Annotated in this window: 16 protein-coding genes; 7 read left to right on the top strand and 9 right to left on the bottom strand. The window is 46.0% G+C overall.

Translation table 11 applies throughout. From position 1 onward, the window contains the following. Window positions 1-19: 19 nt before the first annotated feature. A complete protein-coding gene (locus tag R8O11_RS08065; RefSeq protein ID WP_318194070.1) occupies window positions 20-565 on the top strand; it encodes a TetR/AcrR family transcriptional regulator in 546 nt (181 codons plus the stop codon). An 84-nt stretch (window positions 566-649) separates the two neighbouring features. Here the strand turns inward: R8O11_RS08065 and R8O11_RS08060 are convergent, their stop codons facing one another. Continuing rightward, entirely contained in the window at window positions 650-3,073 is a 2,424-nt protein-coding gene (locus R8O11_RS08060) for a formate C-acetyltransferase/glycerol dehydratase family glycyl radical enzyme (protein WP_318111267.1), read from the bottom strand. 2 nt (window positions 3,074-3,075) lie between these two features. Continuing rightward, window positions 3,076-4,017, bottom strand: coding sequence for a glycyl-radical enzyme activating protein (locus R8O11_RS08055; protein WP_318194069.1), 942 nt, complete (start codon window positions 4,015-4,017; stop codon window positions 3,076-3,078). A 254-nt stretch (window positions 4,018-4,271) separates the two neighbouring features. On the opposite strand from R8O11_RS08055, the gene R8O11_RS08050 reads away from it, so the two are divergent. Next, window positions 4,272-4,946, top strand: a complete 675-nt coding sequence (locus R8O11_RS08050; protein ID WP_027726626.1) for a fructose-6-phosphate aldolase — start codon at window positions 4,272-4,274, stop codon at window positions 4,944-4,946. Window positions 4,947-5,203: 257 nt separating this feature from the next. Here R8O11_RS08050 and R8O11_RS08045 read toward each other — a convergent pair whose 3' ends face one another. The 5 genes from R8O11_RS08045 to R8O11_RS08025 form a co-directional block, all read right to left on the bottom strand. Continuing rightward, a complete protein-coding gene (locus R8O11_RS08045) occupies window positions 5,204-5,338 on the bottom strand; it encodes a hypothetical protein (protein ID WP_258649527.1) in 135 nt (44 codons plus the stop codon). After that, entirely contained in the window at window positions 5,335-5,763 is a 429-nt protein-coding gene (locus R8O11_RS08040; RefSeq protein WP_318111271.1) for a DUF2809 domain-containing protein, read from the bottom strand. Before R8O11_RS08040 ends, R8O11_RS08045 begins: the two co-directional genes overlap by 4 nt. Further along, on the bottom strand, window positions 5,750-7,090 hold the full coding sequence (gene creD, locus R8O11_RS08035) for a cell envelope integrity protein CreD (RefSeq protein ID WP_318111272.1): 1,341 nt from the start codon (window positions 7,088-7,090) through the stop codon (window positions 5,750-5,752). The genes R8O11_RS08040 and creD overlap by 14 nt, the downstream gene beginning before the upstream one ends. A gap of 75 nt (window positions 7,091-7,165) precedes the next feature. Continuing rightward, window positions 7,166-8,608: a two-component system sensor histidine kinase CreC gene (creC, locus tag R8O11_RS08030; protein ID WP_132936475.1), complete on the bottom strand. Its 1,443-nt coding sequence runs from the start codon at window positions 8,606-8,608 to the stop codon at window positions 7,166-7,168. Continuing rightward, window positions 8,608-9,318 carry a response regulator gene (locus R8O11_RS08025; protein ID WP_054579370.1) on the bottom strand — a complete coding sequence of 237 codons (711 nt, stop codon included), beginning with the start codon at window positions 9,316-9,318 and terminating at the stop codon, window positions 8,608-8,610. Before R8O11_RS08025 ends, creC begins: the two co-directional genes overlap by 1 nt. A 259-nt stretch (window positions 9,319-9,577) precedes the next feature. On the opposite strand from R8O11_RS08025, the gene R8O11_RS08020 reads away from it, so the two are divergent. Beyond that, window positions 9,578-10,090, top strand: coding sequence for a DUF2799 domain-containing protein (locus R8O11_RS08020; RefSeq protein ID WP_005374970.1), 513 nt, complete (start codon window positions 9,578-9,580; stop codon window positions 10,088-10,090). Window positions 10,091-10,124: 34 nt separating this feature from the next. Here R8O11_RS08020 and R8O11_RS08015 read toward each other — a convergent pair whose 3' ends face one another. Both R8O11_RS08015 and R8O11_RS08010 read right to left on the bottom strand, forming a co-directional pair. Beyond that, complete coding sequence (locus tag R8O11_RS08015) at window positions 10,125-10,583, bottom strand: GNAT family N-acetyltransferase (protein ID WP_005386911.1); 459 nt, start codon at window positions 10,581-10,583, stop codon at window positions 10,125-10,127. A 24-nt stretch (window positions 10,584-10,607) separates the two neighbouring features. Continuing rightward, window positions 10,608-11,078, bottom strand: a complete 471-nt coding sequence (locus tag R8O11_RS08010) for a GNAT family N-acetyltransferase (protein ID WP_318194068.1) — start codon at window positions 11,076-11,078, stop codon at window positions 10,608-10,610. Between the two features lie 132 nt (window positions 11,079-11,210). On the opposite strand from R8O11_RS08010, the gene R8O11_RS08005 reads away from it, so the two are divergent. From R8O11_RS08005 to R8O11_RS07990, 4 genes are all read left to right on the top strand, one after another. Further along, on the top strand, window positions 11,211-12,401 hold the full coding sequence (locus tag R8O11_RS08005) for an MFS transporter (RefSeq protein ID WP_064354948.1): 1,191 nt from the start codon (window positions 11,211-11,213) through the stop codon (window positions 12,399-12,401). Further along, a complete protein-coding gene (gene yidZ, locus R8O11_RS08000) occupies window positions 12,376-13,344 on the top strand; it encodes an HTH-type transcriptional regulator YidZ (RefSeq protein WP_213895960.1) in 969 nt (322 codons plus the stop codon). Before R8O11_RS08005 ends, yidZ begins: the two co-directional genes overlap by 26 nt. A 141-nt stretch (window positions 13,345-13,485) precedes the next feature. Further along, window positions 13,486-14,355, top strand: a complete 870-nt coding sequence (locus tag R8O11_RS07995; RefSeq protein ID WP_215810077.1) for a DMT family transporter — start codon at window positions 13,486-13,488, stop codon at window positions 14,353-14,355. A 388-nt stretch (window positions 14,356-14,743) separates the two neighbouring features. Next, window positions 14,744-16,918, top strand: a complete 2,175-nt coding sequence (locus R8O11_RS07990; protein WP_318194067.1) for an FUSC family protein — start codon at window positions 14,744-14,746, stop codon at window positions 16,916-16,918. The last annotated feature ends 10 nt before the right edge of the window (window positions 16,919-16,928 follow it).

Genomic DNA, 16,928 nt, shown 5'->3' with positions numbered 1-16,928 from the left:
ACTTTTTGAGGACGTAGTTATGAACAAAAAGAAACAGTTATTGATCGACACAGCTTTGTCACTGTTTTATAAACAAGGCATCAACTCTATTGGCATCAATGAAGTCCTCAATGTTTCCGGCGTGGCTAAACGCACGCTATATAACCATTTTGAGAGCAAAGAAGCGCTTATCATCGCCGCATTAGAACAACGCCACCAAGTATTTATGGAATGGTTGGAGGAAAAGCTTTCTTCAGCACAAACGTGCGCGGAGGTGATCGATCAGTTATTTACAGCACTCAACGGCTGGTTTCATGGCTCTGAAGAAAAATTGGGCGAGTTTCGCGGTTGCTTTTTCATCAATACGTCCGCGGAATTTAGTGACGACAGTGGCGAGATCGCAACGTATTGCCGCTACCATAAGCAGCAAGTCAGAGAGCTAATTCAACGCTATCTCAAATCAGACAACGCTTCATTACTCGATGCCATTTGCTTCATGAAAGAGGGCGCGATCACTACCGCTTACATGACGAAAGAATACGACAACGTCACGAAGAAATGCGTGACCATTTTGCACAAGCTTTAATGCGTTCAGGTATAGTCATTTGCGGATTAAGTATTCAAACCAAAGGCACCAATCGGTGCCTTTCGTTTTAGTTAGTGATTGTACTTACAGCTCGTGCTCAGTACGTGCGATGATGTCGTCTTGCGCATCTGGTGATAGCGCGGTAAAGAAGGCTGAGTAGCCTGCAACTCGCACAACAAGATCACGATATTGTTCAGGGTTCTTCTTCGCAGCTAGCAAGGTCTCGCGAGAGACGATGTTGTACTGCACGTGCCAGCCTTTGTGGTGGTTGAAGAAGGTGCGAATCAACATAGAAAGCTTGAGCTTGTCCCCTTCAGACTCAACCGCTGCCGGGCTCAACTTCTGGTTAAGCAGCACGCCACCAAGGATCTTATTCGCTTGAATCTTACCAACCGAGTTGTATACCGCTGTTGGACCTAAACGGTCTGAGCCAGATGACGGGCTTGCACCTTCTGCCAGTGGTGTTTTCGCTTTACGACCGTCTGGCGTCGCCATGGTTGAAGCACCAAATGGGACGTTTGCCGAGATACTTGATGTACCTGCGTAGTAACCGCCGCCAATTGGGCCACGCCCATGACGCGTATTAACGAACTGCTCTAGCTCATCAATGTACACTTGGTACGCGTCTGCGAGCAGTTGGTCTACCGCGTCATCATCGTTACCGTATTTTGGTGCAAAGTTGATAAGACGTTGGCGAAGCTGTTCGTTCTCCATGCCGTCGAAATCTTCTGCCAATGCTTTTGCCAACTCTGGTTGGGTGATTTGCGCGTCATCGAAAACAAGGTGCTTGATGGCAGCTAGGCTGTTACCCAAGTTTGCGATACCGACTTGCAAACCAGATACCCAATCGTATTTCGCGCCGCCTTCTTTCACGGTTTTACCGCGAGCCAAACAGTCATCCACTAGCGTTGAACAGAAGATGTCTTGTGCCTGCTGTTCAAGCACGCTGTCCACTACCGTATCAATCTCAATCGATTTACGGGTGTAGTAGCGGATTTGCTCTGCCCAAGAAGCTGTCACTTGCTCAAAGTTCTCAAAGTTACCTTTTGCTAATGACTTATCGTGTGGCAAGAAAGCTTTACCCGTTGTTGCATCCACACCTTCGTTCAATGAAGCTAGCAAGATACGAGCGAAGTTAATGAAGCTCATGCCCGTACAACGGTAACCCCATTTGCCCGGAACTGCGGTCTCGATACAGCCGATAGATGCGTAGTTGTAAGCGTCTTCTTTCTCTACACCAAGCTTGATGAATTCAGGAATAACAATCTCATCGTTGTTGAACGCTGGCATACCGAAGCCGCATTTAATCACTTCAATACAGCCCATTAAGAACTCTTGGTTTAAACCTTCATGGTAACGCACACTCAAGTTAGGTTGCGTCGAACGTAACTGACCACAAGATTCCAGAATCGCCCAAGAAAGTGGATTCACTGCATCTTCAGGCTCACCCTTTTCATTCAACTTCTGACCGCCGATACACACGTTTTGATACAGCGGAGAACCTGCCGATGCTTTTGAGTGTGCACCAGAGCGAATCTTGTTTACTTCAAGCAACTTCAACCAGCAGCTTTGTAAAAGCTCTAGTGCAAAGTCTTTTTCAATCGCGCCGTTTTCGATATCGCGAACATAAAATTCGTTTAGGAATTGGTCCATACGACCGAAAGAAACCGAGTGACCATTCGATTCGATTTGTAGCATCAACTGAACAAAGTAGCTCAATTGCAGTGCTTGCCAGAAGTTTTCTGGTGCGTGGCTTGCTACATGACAACAGTTTGCAGCAATGCTTTCTAATTCAGCTTTGCGCAGGGGGCGCGTCTCTTCTAACGCCATTTTTGCTGCTAATTCAGCGTAGCTCACCATGTGATCTTGAATGGCAAGCAGTACGATTTCGACTGATTTGTAGAACTGCTCTTTCTTCAAGCCTTCAAAGGTCGAAACATCATTGTTAGCACGGTGCTGACGAACATCCTCTAGCAAACCGTTCATGCCTAGCTTCAAGATTTTCTCGTTATCCACCGCAAGGTGCGCGTCACCCGAAGTCATGTTGCCTTCGGCTTTAATGATGGTGCTGGCTAAGATTTCTTGCTGTTCATCAGTAAACAAACCATAACAACGGTCTTGAACGGTTTTACCGCGCCAATACGGTGTGATGCTGTGGATGCTTTGCTTATCTTCTTCAGTAACAGCAAAGCCTGCACCAGGACGGTCAGCTAGCTCATCAATTTCCGCTTCAATCCAACGCACTGTGTATTCTGGGAAAATAGGCGCAGCGCGTACTTTGCTCGCTTGGTTACCGACGATTAGCTCATCGTGTTTAATCCAAATAGTACGAGTGCGTAAGTGCTCTTGCAGTGCTAGCGCACGTTGAACAATAACAGGTTTGTCTTCGTTTGCTTGATAAGCACGAGTGTATGCCTCTGCGCGCTCGGTACAGACAGGTGGCGTTACGATATTTACCAGTGCCGATTTGTGCGCTTTGATACGCTCAGGAAGGTAATTCAGGTCCATAGTTAACCTCTTACAATCACGTTAAGTTGGGTGTTTTCGCTTGCGTATTGCATGGCGCTTTCTAGCAGTTCTGTTTTGTTTAATGGCTTGTCAGAACACTCGTAAGGCATATCGAGCAAACGGTATTTATTGATGCCGAGCGTGTGGTACGGCAGCAAGTGAAGTTCTTGGCAGCTCTCTAGTGAAGCCGCAAAATCGATGATGTCTTTCAACTCTTCGATGGTGTCATTGAACCCCGGCACAACGGGAACGCGAATCACAATGCGTTTCGCGATAGGTGCCAGTTTTCGGAAATTGTCTTTGATGCGTTTTAGTGAACCTTTCGCCCAACTAAGAAACTTTTCTTCATCGGTGTGTTTTAAATCTGCCAACCAGCAATCAATATGCGGCGCGGCTTTTTCGACGTTCTTCCACGGCACATGCATGCACGATTCAATAGCGGTAGAGACTTGGTTGTCGTGCAGACGCTGCGCGAGTTCTGCTACCAAATCGGCTTGCATGAGTGGCTCACCACCGGAGACAGTCACGCCACCTTGGCTTTGGTCGTAGAAAGGTTTGTCCTTCATTAAGGTGTCGAACAACATGTCTGATTTCGCCTCTTCACCGCAGACAGTCAGTGCTTGCGTAGGACAGACGTCTCGCAGCGCGATCAATTGGTCTTCTTTGATGGCTTTGCGATTGATGATGATCTGGTTGTCGATACGTTGAATACCATCACCCATCGTTTCACTACCCTCCGTGGTTAGAGTTGTGGCTTGATAAGCAGAAACGCACAGCTGGCAACCTTCCATACAGCTTCGCTGATCAAACAACAGTGAATGCTTTTCGCTGCGGCTTTCTGGGTTTTGACACCAAGGGCAAGACAAGCTGCATCCTTTAAGAAAAAGAATGGAACGAATGCCATCGCCATCATGGGTAGAGAATCGTTGGATATTGAAATACATCTCTGCTTGCCTCTTGGTCTGTGCTACCGCTGTGTACTTAATCCGTTTCTTACTGGTCAAGTCTTATCAGCGGCTTTTCTTTGTTCGAACTGAAAGCTTCATTTGAGCGTTTACAAGTTTCACTTAACTTTCATTTAATGAAATTATTATAGTTTCAAATGAAATTTCAATTGATCAAAATCAAGATCTCGTTCGATTGTCAGATCTATAGTGATCCCATCATCAAAACGAAGATTTTGTTTAAGGTAGAAACCATGATTGAACTTTATTTAGATACTGCTGATGTGGCAGAAGTAAAACGCTTTAACCAGTGCCTACCGCTAAAAGGCGTGACGACAAACCCAAGCATTTTGGCGAAGTCAAAACAGGGACTGAATGAAACCCTAGCAGGCATGCAAGAAGCACTTGGCGGTACACCTCGCTTTCACGCTCAAGTCGTGAGTTCAACCGTCGAAGGCATGGTGGCAGAAGCACGCCAATTGAATGAATTGCCTTACGATATGGTGGTAAAAGTGCCAGCAACAGAAACCGGCTTAGCGGCAATTAAGCTAATGAAAAAAGAGGGAATTCAGGTTCTTGCTACCGCTATCTATTCAGCTCAACAGGGTTTCCTTGCGGCACTGTGCGGTGCAGACTACCTAGCACCTTACGTAAACCGCATTGATGCGATGAACGGCAACGGTGTTGAAGTGGTCGCGGATCTTCAATTGTTGCTCGATCAAAACCAGCTACCAGCGAAGATTTTGGCAGCCAGCTTCAAGAACACTCAACAAGCGATGGAGGTGATGAAACTGGGCATCGAAGCCATTACATTGCCAACTGATGTGGCGGCACAAATGTTCGCACATCCAGCAGTAAAACCTGCGGTTGAACAGTTCGATAAAGACTGGAAAGAGACGTTCGGCGAGAAACTTTCATTTGAAAGCTAATTAAAAGTAGCAGCTAGATGTCTTAGTTAGGGTCTATTGAACTTTCATGGTTAAATTTTGTTCGAGATAAAAGCGTTTTAATCGCGGCGAGAGGTTTGCCACCTAGTCATTCTAAGCAATTACCTCTCAACAAAGAGTAAAACGCTTTTAGCCGAACCCTTCGGGCAGCGTTTGTGGTTCATTTCTACTTCATTACCGGCTTATCAGTTACACCAACTACATTTCAAATGTCTCTGCCTCATATAAAGAGGTGAGGTTTACAGCAGTTCTCTATTAGTCAGTGACCAAAGGTACACGCGCTTGAGTAAACTGATTTTGAACCTATTACGAATACCTCGTTTGGAATAGCGAAGTCGGTCTGGCAGCGCGATGGCTTTCATCTCGGTTTTCATTTCTTTTCCATCCACCAACACAGTAGACCTCCGATGCAGTAAGCTAGCAGATCTTTCCAATCAAATGTGGCGCCCAAAATCACAGCCAGAGGCGATGAAGATTCGATACCAAGCCAAACCGCGACCTGTAACAATTGCCCTAACTCAACAGCAAACGCAATCAACACCACCAGTGAAACAAGCCAGTTAACGGGCATGGAGAACAAGCTTGCAAGAAAGTAGTAGAGCCAAACCACAACGAGAACATCACCAAATGTCGGACGAATAAAGCTGTCTCGAACATAGAGCGCGATAACGACCAATGCGATAAAACACACCAAGCTTTTTAGTCCATTTTTTGCAGAAAATCGCAGGTGGATAGCAGACGTCTCTTCCACCATATCGCTTGGCTTAGCAGTGAGAATTGCTCGTTTAAACATCTTCATGATTCGCCTTTGCACTTTCTTCTGCTTTCTTATTTCGTGCGTACCAGTCGATGTTGCGTGTAATGACCATAGTGAAGCTCAAAATCGCGAAACACAGCAATGTCCCCATAACCAATGCGTAGCTTTCTGCTTGTAGCAAGCCAAACAGTAATCCGTAGAGAGTGAGTAAACACGCTCCGAAGATCGCGCCGTTTTTGGTGTTGCTCAACATACCGCTCACGTACACACTTAAAAGCCCGGTCGATGCGACTGCCGACACCACATACGCCCAGTTAAAGCCGAGGTGTTCACTCATCGAAATCAGCAATAGATAGAAAAGCGCTAAAGCCAGACCAATAAAACCGTATTGCACTGGGTGAACCGGACGCGCTTGGAACAGCTCCAGTAAGAAGAAACTCGCAAATACTAATGTGATAACCAACAGTGAATAGTTCACAGCTCGATGGGATTTCAAATAGTGGTCCACGGGATCAATCAAATCTACGCCCATTTGTCGCTGTTCAAGCTCGTGACAAGCGTGATTCGATGACAAACAGCTTTGGAACAGCTGCGCGATATTGGTAGAGAAGTTATTGCTCGCCCATTGTGCGTTAAATCCATCTTCAGATACTTCTGATGACACCGGTAAGTAATCACCGATAAAGCTTGGATGCGCCCATTTTGAAGAGAGCTCAACCGTTGTTTGACTGCCGATTGGTGTGACTTGAAGCTGCCCCATCCCTTGCAACAAGAAGTTAAGATCGAATGCCAAAGGTTGTTCTGCGTTTAGGTCTGCAAGTGTCAGATCACTGTGGAAGCCTTGTGGTAACTGATCTAACCCCGTTCCCGGTGCGACTTCGATATAAGAGCTCGCCATGGTCATGTCATCCAAACGAATCAATCCACGGCTGTCTTCAATGCCAACCACTAGGCTCATGTTTTCAATATCAAGCCCCTGCAACGCCGCAAGATCGTCTGCATCAAAAGTGCCTTTCAGCGCCACTTGTGCCTTGTATAAACGCGCACGGTAAATACCTCGGTACTTTTCAAAACTGTCCAGATTCGCGCTCATATCAAAAGTGCTAGGTAAAAGAAATTTACGACGCTCTTTAATCTGTACTTTGTCATCTCGGTAACTGGTTTCGGTGTAGTTAACCATGATGAATGGACCAATGATGCGCTGTTCGCCGCTACTGCTGCGTGCGATGTCGTTTCTGACTTCATCTTGGCGATATGAGCGTTCTGAGATCAGCCCTGTGACCATTGAAAGCGGGATTTGCAGTAAGACAAACAAAAACAGCACGAAGGCGAACTTCGTGCCGAGTTGGTTATTGAGGATCTTTTTCATATTTCATTCTCCATTTGCTGATGGGAGTAATCTAAGTCAGCAATTTGGAGAACGAATGGAGCTAATGTGGAGTTTCTATGGAGTTGGTAAAACAAGAGTCACTTTCACGCCAGAATCGACGTTTTCGACTTGCAACTTACCCTTGTGCAGTTTGATCACTTGCTCAACAAAATTCAGCCCGAGCCCAGTGCTCTTAACACCATTTTCCCGAGCGAGGGAGTAGAAGCGCTCGGTTAAACGAGGCATTGCATAGTCGGGAATGTGAGGACCTGAATTGAAAATCGACAAGAACACTTTCTCTTTCGCGACCTCAGCTTTCCATTCAATGCATCCCTCCGAATCAACAAAATCCAGCGCATTGTCCATCAAGTTAAAAACGGCTTGTTTCAGTAAGAAGGCATCACCAAGCACGGCGAGATGGTCATCAATTTGGATTTTGGCAGTGACCGACTTAGCACTCAAACGCGCATCCGCCGATTCAACCACTTCATTGACCATTTGTTTTAGCGAGATAGCTTCGACTTGTTCTAGTTCAGGGCGCTTTTCAAGACGAGCAAGTTCTAGCAACTTATCAATCAATGACTGCATGCGATCGCTTTCTCGCTCAATGTTGCCAGCAAAGCGCGTGACCTTTTCTTCAGGCAATGGCATTTGCAATATTTCACTCGCACCTTTAATTGCTGATAACGGACTTTTCAGCTCATGAGTCAGCATCTGTACGTACTCTTCCACATACTGTTTACCATCGAGCTGATTGCGCATTTTCTCCAATGCGTCGCTTAGCGTGCCGTACTCATAAAAGATACGAAATGTCGGCTTAGAGACCTTTTCACCCTCACCCATTTTGGTCGCGTAGTCTTCTAGCTTGTTCAGTGCCGAGTGAATTCGCCAAGAAAACAATGCCCCTGCCAATAGCACTAAACCACTCATCCACACCATCCAAAACAGCACATTGCGTTTAGAAAGATCGATGAAGGGTTGTACTGAGCGATTGGATTTTGCCACCGTCACGCTGCCAATGATTTCACCTTTATGGTAAATGGGCGCAGCCACGTGCATAACGGTTGAGAGCGGATCTTTCGGGTCTTCGATGGTACTGCGCGCGCCGTATTGACCACGCAACGTGAGATACACATCGTTCCATTGCGAGTAGTCTTTGCCTACGTCTTGCTGCCAAGAATCCGCAATCACAATGCCTTGTTTATCGGTAATGTAAATTCGATGGTTAATCGCTTTTTTACCGATTTCCCAAATGCGCGCTTGAGGCTCTCGCTGCCCATAAGCCGCTAGTAGTTTGGAGAAGCGACTCTCAGACAACTTGTCATTCGCGACGTCTTCTTCCGCCAATACCGCGAGTAAGTTCGCCATATCCACCAGCGTCTCTTCGGTGGTTTGGCGCACGGTTGGCTTAAGTTCTTGGACAACCGTTTTGCTCACCATGTAAGCCGTCATCCCGACTAAGATGAAGTAGAGAAAAAACAGTCTGAGTCCAAGCGGGATCTTCGGCCAGCGATTCATCATTCACCTTTAATGCAGTAAAAGTAACCAAAGCCACGTTTGGTACAGATGCGTTCAGACATCTCAAACGGCTTCAACTTATGGCGAATGGCTTTGATATGGGTATCGATATTACGCTCATATGCAGCCTCTGGCGCCATGTCTGCCGCGATCATAAGTTGCTCTCGACTCAATACATTGGAAGAGACAGAAATCAGTTTATCGAGGATCTTGAACTCCACCGCGGTCAGCCCAAGCATTTGCCCGCCAACACCGTAGTCGAAGTTCTGCGCAACTAAATCATGGTTCAAATGAGGTTGTTCTGGAACAGCTACAGGCTCTGGTTTGTCCTCCATCATTGGCGCTTTAGCTTTGATTCGAAGTTTAATGCGAGCCAACATTTCGCGCGGGCTAAATGGCTTAGTCACGTAATCATCCGCGCCAATCTCCAAACCGACTACGCGGTCAATTTCATCGCTTCTTGCGGTGAGAAAGATTATGGGAATATCAGAAAACTCACGGATGGTTTTGCATAATTCAAAACCATTGCCATCCGGTAAGCCTACGTCTAAGACAAGTAACGCTGCGGAGTTGTGCTGCAAAAAAGCTAAGCCCTCTCCTGCTGTTGCAAACCACTCTACGTGGTAGCCATCCATCTCTAATACATGAATCAGGTTCTCTGCGATAGCAGATTCATCCTCGATAATAAGGACGGTGGGTTGTTCGCTCAATGTCTTAGCCTCATTGACGGTGTTTATCTTTATGTTGGTATTATCACTTAATTTGGGGCCAAGGCTAGTGGATTGATGCAGCAAAGGCGCAGTTCGTGGATAATACTAATCAAACACACTTCTATTCAGCATAATAAATTTATCACTTAGATTAATGAGTCTCCACAATTGTGAATACAATGATTTCAACCATTGATATGAACAGTGTTCATTTTAAACTCAAGTTATCAATTCGATTTTATTTAAAGGACAGTCACTGATGAAAAGAGCGCTAATCCCCCTGGCTTTACTGACTTTGCTCTCAGGTTGCGCCAGCATGTCTCCGGATGAGTGCAAAACGGCAAACTGGTACAACGTAGGTTATCAAGATGGCCGAGACGGCAACGATCCAAACATTATCAATAGCTATACCGAAGACTGTGGTGAAGCGGGTGTGACACCCGACCGAGCGAAATGGAAAGAAGGCTTTGATAAAGGCACTATCCAATATTGCTCACCAGACAATGGGTACACTGTCGGTATCGAAGGCAAAGAATATTACGGTGTATGCAGCAGCAAAGAGTTTATTGAGAACTACCAGTTAGGTCATCAAGAATATCAACGCCAGCAACGCATCCAACAAATCGATACTGAAATCTCGGTCATCGATAATCAGCTTGATGGCAATCCAGACAAAGATAATGCCAAGAGACTGAAAGAGAAGAGAAAGCGATTGGCTGACGAGCGTTCAAGCCTCTTGTCGCCAACCATCAACTTGAATCTGAATTTCTAAATCGATTGGATTTAGCTTCTAAAAATTCATGGCCCTAACTCAGTTCTAGGGTCATGAATTGACTGTTCGGATCGAGTTCGTAATCCCCGAACGGCTCGCAGTACACAAAGCCATGCTTTTCATACAACAGGCGCGCTGGTTTAAAAAACTCCATCGAGCCCGTTTCTAAACTCAAGCGCTGCAAACCTTTTTGCTTCGCTTGCTCAATCACATGAATCAATAATTGAGATGCCACACCTTGGTTTCTTGCCGTAGGCGTGGTGCGCATGGATTTCAGCTCCGCGTGTTGGTCATCCAACTCTTTAATCGCCGCACACCCAAGCAGTTGCTCACCTTTCCATCCGGTCCAAAACGTCACTTCTGGCGCTTTGAGCTTATCTAAATCTAACGCATGCACGCTTTCTGGTGGTGACGTGGCGTACATGTCCTGTAAATGTCCTTCCAACAGCGCTATCACTTGCGGCCGTTCTAAATTGTCGATTTCAATTCTCATATATCCATCCTTGGTTTTTCATAGCTAAAGCGGCTGTCTCATAATGTGCTGCGGTCCAACTGGGCCGCCGTGGTAAAGCTCATTGGTATCTTCAAACCCTGATTTTAAATAGCACTGATAAGCAGGTATGTTGCGGCAATTCACAGTGAGATAAAGCGCATCAAACTCGGGATAATGGCGTTTGGCGAAATCGGCAAACTGTTGAATGGCTTGCTTGGCGATGCCTTTGCCTTGATGACGGAGATCCACCAGCAAAGCCCGCACGCCTAAACTGTTTTCCGGGCAAAAATCGTATTTCTCACTGTAAGCTGCATCAAATAGAAAAAAGCCAACCACATCATCGTCTGTCAAAATCAGATGCGGAAGTTCTGTAGGTTCAAGACGCGTAAGCATTTCACCCGCATCCGCGACCGTAAACTGCGATTGCTCTTCTAGCACGCTAAGTTCGCAAGTTTGTTCATGTCGCTCAGGCGAATACTTTTCAATAGTAATCATAATCTTCCTTGTTGTTTTTATGCTCAATTCATACAGGGTATGTCGTAAATAGAAATACCTAGTGTCGTATTTCCCACTCGCAGGCAAACGTTTAGCACTCTATTATCCTCGCCATTCGATAGAGAGGTTTCCATGTCCCGTTTTTTACTTTGTAGTTTTGCACTCGTTTTACTCTACCCTACTGCCATTGATTTGTATCTTGTTGGTTTGCCTCAAATTGCGTCAGATCTCAACGCCAGTGAATCTCAGTTGCATATTGCGTTTTCGATCTATTTAGCTGGCATGGCTACCACCATGTTATTCGCGGGGAAAATTGCAGACTCTGTGGGACGAAAGCCTGTTGCCGTCGTCGGCGCGATGATCTTCGTGCTCGCGTCTTTTCTCGGCGGGATGGCTGAGCAACCAAACACTTTCTTGATTGCTCGCTTTTGCCAAGGCATCGGGGCTGGATCTTGCTATGTCGTCGCATTCGCGATTTTACGCGACACGTTAGACGATGAACGCCGCGCGAAAGTATTGTCGATGCTCAATGGCATCACCTGTATCATTCCAGTGATCGCACCCGTGATTGGTCACTTGATTATGCTGAAATTTCCTTGGCCGAGTTTGTTTACCACAATGGCAGGAATGGGCATTCTCGTCAGTGTATTGGCCATTTTTGTTCTCAAGGAATCACTACCCAGCCAACAAGGTGAAGAACAGACAGCGCCAGAGAGCCATCAAGAGACTTTCTTCGAGCGATTTTTTATCAGTAGGCTGATCATTACTGCACTTGGAGTGACCACCATTCTGACCTTTGTTAACGCTTCACCAATTGTCGTGATGAGCATGCTTGGTTTTGATCGCGGTGGCTATTCTTCCATCATGGCTGGTACTGCGACGATCAGTATGTTGATTTCGTTCTCGGCACCATTGGCATTGGGAATTTTTAAGCAGCGAACCTTATTGATGACCTCTCAAGTATTGCTCGCTTGTGCAGGCATCGTGCTCAGTGCTGCCTATTTCCATGATGGACAATCTCATTACTATGTGTTCGGACTTGGGCTGATTTGCGCTGGCTTCGCTTGTGGCTTTGGCGTGGCCATGAGCCAAGCGCTCAGCCCATTCTCTCAACAAGCTGGCGTGGCGAGCTCACTACTGGGCATTGCTCAAGTTTGTAGTTCCGCGTTCTATATTTGGTTTATGGGTTTCATCGGCGTTAGTGCACTGAATATGTTGGTGTTTATCTTAGTGTTAGGTAGCGTAATCAGCCTTGCTCTAATACTATTGATTCCAAAGCCTGTTCACGATACCCATTATGAAGAAATCCCTAGCGCGACTTGATTTAAACTTACTGTTCACTCTGCAATTATTGCTGCAAGAGCAAAGCGTCTCGAAAGCCTCGAAAAAGCTGAACGTTACGCCCTCTACCGTAAGTAAGTCGCTCAACAAACTTCGTCATTGGTTCGATGATCCTTTGTTTGTCAAAACACCTAAAGGTCTTGCGCCAACGCCTTTGGCACAAAGCATGGAGCAAGATCTCGCAGAATGGCTGCAAATTGGCAGCCAAATTGCAGAAAAACGCAGCGATATTACGCCTAAAGGAGTGCGTTTTGATATCACGATTGAGTCGCCATTAGTGCTCACAGTGCTGGACAGACTCATCGTCGCTATCCACCAGCGATACCCTGAAGCGAAAGTAAAAACCAGTAACTGGGATTACGATTCACTCGACGCCATCATTCGAGGCGAGGCGGATATCGGTTTTACCGGCCGAGAGAGTCACCCGAGATCAAAAGAGTCGTTGGATCTTCTGCCGTATTTCTTGGATTTTGAGATTCTATTTTATGACCTGCCGATAGTGTATTTACATAAAGATCATCCGGCATTACAGCAAGAGTGGAATCTCGAGACCTTTCTGAGCTACCAACACATCAATATTGTTTGGGAAAAAAGTGAAACTTGGGCGTTGGATGAAGTATTAACGGAACTAGGGCTACAGCGCTCTATCGGGCTGACGATGTCCAACTTTGAGCAATCCCTTTTTATGGCAGCGCAGCCGACGCATGACATGATCACCACCGCGCCGCACTATTGCAAAAGTTACACAGAAAAGCTGCATCTCGATTTGGTGTGCTTGCCAATTCCATTAGACCAAGCTCAACAAGACAAGTTACTGATTCCATTTACCATGATTTGGCATAAACGCAATGCGTACAATCCCAAATTGCTATGGTTGAAAAACACCATTAAGTCATTGTACAAACAACCTTCCCAACCACAGTAAGACTCAGGCTAAGGTCAGGTTTTCTCTGGTTATTTTTAATGACTTTCTTGCTCTGATAGCTATAACTAATCACTTTATCAACTAATAAAAATGTTCTTTTGGATCTACACTAGCTGTTCATTTACACGCTAAGGATCAAGGATGTCGACCTTTTTACTCACTGCCATTGCAATGCTGGCGTTCGCTGCCAATTCATTATTGTGCCGACTTGCATTGGCGGAAGGGTTAATTGATGCAGGAAGCTTCACTCTCGTTCGATTGATATCTGGCGCTGTTATCTTAATCGCATTGCTTGTCGTGAGAGGTCAGTGGAAAACCGATCGGCCAACTTCTCGCTTTCGCTTTTTTGCTGGCGTGGCGTTATTTGGTTACGCTGCCCTTTTCTCTTTCGCGTACTTACAACTGGCGACAGGAACCGGTGCTTTGCTTTTGTTTGGTGCCGTGCAACTTACGTTACTGGCAATCTATTGGTGGCAAGGTGAGCGCTTTCAGTTTCTCGAAATCATCGGTATCGGCCTTTCAATTGTTGGATTTGTTTGGTTGATGTTGCCATCTGCCACGCGCCCCGATATTAGCTCTGCACTTCTCATGTTGATTTCTGGCGTTTGTTGGGCTGCGTTTACTGCGCTCGGTAAACAAGCGCCTTCTCCAAGTAGTGGCATCACGTGGGGATTCATCGCTGCATCAATAATTGGCGTGCTCCTTTCGCCATTAATCTTGTCCTCAATCCAACTTTCTTTGAGCGGAATGTTGCTCGCTATCGCATCTGGTGCCATTGCCTCTGGCCTTGGTTATACACTTTGGTACCAAGTCGTGCGTAAGCTCTCTTTACTTCAAGCCGCCGTCAGCCAACTTTCCGTGCCAGCCATTGCTTTGCTACTCGGCAGCATCGTACTCCACGAGCCTCTTTCACTGCATATTCTTTTAACCAGCGGCATCATTCTTGGTGGGATCGCTTTGGTTTTTTTATCTCGATCCAAAAAAACAAACGAACAATCAGCAAGCCGATAAAAAGTAATAACTTTCCCTCTCAAATACCCATTCATCATCTATGCTTTTTAAAGCAGTAAAGCTCATTGCAGATGGTACAAGTGGTCTGCTTTGGTACCAGGCAAAGAATATAAGGTGAGAATTGGCTCACACAATGCAACGATTTTGTTTCAAAAATGAGAATCGTCACAGATCGCGAATTTGCTCGTTTTAGGCGTTTCGCCAATAACGCCAAGGGCTAGCACTAGATCAAGCCAAATACGCACTTTTTGTTTTGACAAAGGGTTTACAAAGCACACTTTTTCACCCGCTATATTCCGCCCCCCGAATTTATTCAGAACAAGATTCTGATTATTCATATAAGAAATTCATCAACTTATAACGATAAGCCTGAGCAAACTTTGACACTATGAACGACAAAATAAAATTCGCTATTAAAGTATCGCTTAGCCTGACTCTGGCTTATCTGATCCCGTTTGCCATGGGTTGGCCGCAAGCATCGACGGCCGCAACCACAGTGATGCTGATTGCATCCACAGGCAGTCGTCGTGAATCACTCGCCAAAGGTACCTTACGCGTGTTTGGTACGTTGGTTGGCGCCGTCGTTGGCTTGTTACTGGTGGGATTGTTTGCTCAAGACCGCTTGTTGTACATGCTGAGCGTGTCGGTTGTGGTCTCATTCATTTTTTACTTCCGTAATGCCTATCAAAAAGATCCAACGCTACTCATGCTGACCGGTGTGATGACGTTGATGATGTCCAATGGCGGTGACGCAGAGGGTGCGTTTCTTTATGGCGTTGACCGCGCCTATATGACGGTGTTTGGGGTGGTGGTTTACACACTCGTGGGGACTTTCTTATTCCCGACCAAAACAGAACAAAACCTAAGGCAGCTCATCGAACAACTCAACCAAGCACAACGCGCGTTGTTCACCGCTATCTTGCAAAATTTCGAGCAAAAATCGGCAGGGCAAATCTCTCCTCAAGAAGGCGGAGAAGAAAATCCAGAAGCTGAAGAGCCACAACCTAGCGTGGACACTCTCATCGAACAGATGTTTGCCGCTCAAAATGCGCTCGAACAGCGCTTTGCTACGGTCAGTGTGGAATGCAGTGACGTATCGGCCTACATGAAAGAGTGGCGCTTGGCGGTTCATTTGAACAAGCAAGTAACGCAACAATTGACCGTCGCGGCGCACAGCCACTTTAGCCACCAGCAAGACCGTGAAAGCATCAGCAACTTTGATCAAGCCGTGGCGGAAATTGACGCGCTATTTGATACCTGCCAACAAGTCTGGGACGAAAAAGAACCCGCTTATCGTGCTCAGGAATTCAAAGTCAAATACAACCAAGCGTTGCTTGAGGACGCAGCTCACCTAGAGAAAGGCTCTGCGCTTACGCTTGGTCACCTATTGGAACTGATGCATCAAAACTTGTCACGTTTAGCTGAGAGCATTAGCTGTATTGACTCTGTGACGAATAATGTCTCCTTTGACGTGCCACTGCCGAAACCGAAAGGCAAGTTTCTATGGTGGGACGCAGAAAACTTTAAAACTGCGGTCAAAACCTTTGTTACCTATTGGGTTGCAGGACTGATTTGGATTTATTTCAATCCACCAGGCGGCTACTCGTTCGTGGTCTTCTCGACCATGTTTATGTCTTTGCTGTCGTTCGTGCCTGTGCACCCAATTTTGTTGCTTGTGCTGTTCACTTTCGGCTTCTTGTTCGCGGTACCTTCTTACGTCTTCATCCTTCCGCAATTGGATCTCGGATTAGAACTTGGCCTGTTTATCTTTATCTACACCTTTATCGGTTTTTATCTGTTTAACGGGCCAGTGACGATTTTCTACATGGTGGGCTTGTTTGTTCTCGGTTTAGATAACAACATGTTCTATCACTTCGGGATCCTCATGACGATCATGCTGTTGTTTTACATGGTGGTGTTCATGATTATTTTCGCGCACTACTTCCCGTTTAGCTCACGACCAGAACACCTCTTTTTGACCATAAAAGAACGCTACTTCCGACATACCCGAGAGCTCTTCACTACCTATCAACAGCAGTCCAGCTCGGTTGTTACGCCGCTCAAACGGGCCTTGCACTTGGTGACGCTCAATGTCTCATCGAAAAAGCTCAAAGTGTGGGGTTCGAAAATCAACCACAAAAACTTTGATAAAACCACGCCAGAAGCGATCGGCGCGTTTAGCAAAGCGTGTGATGTACTCAGTAATCACATCAACATCTTAATGGCCGCCGAGAAAAAGTTGATGACCAATCCACTAATTACTCAGCTTCGCCAACAGCACCGCGATTCCATCATTCCTTTGATGGCGGGCGCTTTAGCCAGCCATCAAGCAACACAAGAACTCGACTCCGTATTCGACCAATACAGTCAGGATTACCAAACATTCGAAGATAAACTGGAAGATTTTTTTAGTGAGTTGGATTTATCTGACTACGCTTATTCAGAGATAGCCGGTTTTTATATCTTGCTGAATTTAAAACGGAACGTGTTCGAAGCAATCAAGCATTGCAAGCAAACCTACGAGGATATCGATTGGGTGAACTTACAACAGAAGCGTTTTTAAAGGTGGGGAT

It is taken from the genome of Vibrio sp. 1288 (assembly GCF_033344475.1).
This window is presented reverse-complemented; position numbering and strand designations above follow the sequence as displayed.

Excerpts from the sequence above, each read along its gene's own strand:
- R8O11_RS08065 (WP_318194070.1), top strand. The coding sequence starts at position 20 with ATGAACAAAAAGAAACAGTTATTGATCGACACAGCTTTGTCACTGTTT.
- R8O11_RS08060 (WP_318111267.1), bottom strand. The coding sequence starts at position 3,073 with ATGGACCTGAATTACCTTCCTGAGCGTATCAAAGCGCACAAATCGGCA.
- R8O11_RS08055 (WP_318194069.1), bottom strand. The coding sequence starts at position 4,017 with ATGTATTTCAATATCCAACGATTCTCTACCCATGATGGCGATGGCATT.
- R8O11_RS08050 (WP_027726626.1), top strand. The coding sequence starts at position 4,272 with ATGATTGAACTTTATTTAGATACTGCTGATGTGGCAGAAGTAAAACGC.
- R8O11_RS08045 (WP_258649527.1), bottom strand. The coding sequence starts at position 5,338 with ATGAAAACCGAGATGAAAGCCATCGCGCTGCCAGACCGACTTCGCTAT.
- R8O11_RS08040 (WP_318111271.1), bottom strand. The coding sequence starts at position 5,763 with ATGAAGATGTTTAAACGAGCAATTCTCACTGCTAAGCCAAGCGATATG.
- creD (WP_318111272.1), bottom strand. The coding sequence starts at position 7,090 with ATGAAAAAGATCCTCAATAACCAACTCGGCACGAAGTTCGCCTTCGTG.
- creC (WP_132936475.1), bottom strand. The coding sequence starts at position 8,608 with ATGAATCGCTGGCCGAAGATCCCGCTTGGACTCAGACTGTTTTTTCTC.
- R8O11_RS08020 (WP_005374970.1), top strand. The coding sequence starts at position 9,578 with ATGAAAAGAGCGCTAATCCCCCTGGCTTTACTGACTTTGCTCTCAGGT.
- R8O11_RS08015 (WP_005386911.1), bottom strand. The coding sequence starts at position 10,583 with ATGAGAATTGAAATCGACAATTTAGAACGGCCGCAAGTGATAGCGCTG.
- R8O11_RS08010 (WP_318194068.1), bottom strand. The coding sequence starts at position 11,078 with ATGATTACTATTGAAAAGTATTCGCCTGAGCGACATGAACAAACTTGC.
- R8O11_RS08005 (WP_064354948.1), top strand. The coding sequence starts at position 11,211 with ATGTCCCGTTTTTTACTTTGTAGTTTTGCACTCGTTTTACTCTACCCT.
- yidZ (WP_213895960.1), top strand. The coding sequence starts at position 12,376 with ATGAAGAAATCCCTAGCGCGACTTGATTTAAACTTACTGTTCACTCTG.
- R8O11_RS07995 (WP_215810077.1), top strand. The coding sequence starts at position 13,486 with ATGTCGACCTTTTTACTCACTGCCATTGCAATGCTGGCGTTCGCTGCC.
- R8O11_RS07990 (WP_318194067.1), top strand. The coding sequence starts at position 14,744 with ATGAACGACAAAATAAAATTCGCTATTAAAGTATCGCTTAGCCTGACT.